Annotated in this window: 1 protein-coding gene; it reads left to right on the top strand. The window is 60.9% G+C overall.

Features of this window, described 5'->3' with window-relative positions:
- Positions 1–253 precede the first annotated feature (253 nt).
- A partial coding sequence (locus D1012_RS22030; protein ID WP_290427076.1) for a response regulator occupies positions 254–631 on the top strand: 378 nt, incomplete at its 3' end.

The raw sequence follows: 631 nt of genomic DNA, 5'->3' as shown, positions 1-631 counted from the left end.
GAAGGTTCAAGGGGGACTTGCAGATGATGGTCGCGTGCGGCATCGACGATGCCGGCGGGCGACATGCGTCACGAATGCGCCCTGGTCGACGAATTGCTTGACAGGGCTTCGCGCTTGAGATTAAACGGCATACCTACTCGATCGTTTGTCTTTTCCGTGCGGCTTGGCCGTGGCGCACCGGCGGACGAAACGGTTTTTCGCTCGCTCGACGCGTGGGAACCGCGGCGGGTCAAAGCAGGCTGGAGGAAAACGCGTGGAACAAGCTGCAAGCGGGGTGGAGCTGGCGGGTCTGCGGGTGATGGTCATCGACGATTCGAAGACGATACGCCGCACCGCCGAGATGCTGCTCAAGAAAGAAGGCTGCGAAGTGATCACCGCAGTCGACGGCTTCGAAGCACTGGCGAAGATTTCCGATCATCGTCCGCAGATCATCTTCGTCGACATCATGATGCCGCGCCTCGACGGCTATCAGACCTGCGCGCTGATCAAGAACAACGCAACCTACCGGGCGAAGCCGGTGATCATGCTGTCCTCGAAGGACGGCCTGTTCGACAAGGCGCGCGGCCGCGTCGTCGGCTCGGAAGAGTATCTGACCAAACCGTTCACGCGCGAAGAACTGCTCGGCGCGATC

This window comes from Pseudotabrizicola alkalilacus (assembly GCF_003443995.1).
GTDB lineage: Bacteria > Pseudomonadota > Alphaproteobacteria > Rhodobacterales > Rhodobacteraceae > Pseudotabrizicola > Pseudotabrizicola alkalilacus.
This window is presented reverse-complemented; position numbering and strand designations above follow the sequence as displayed.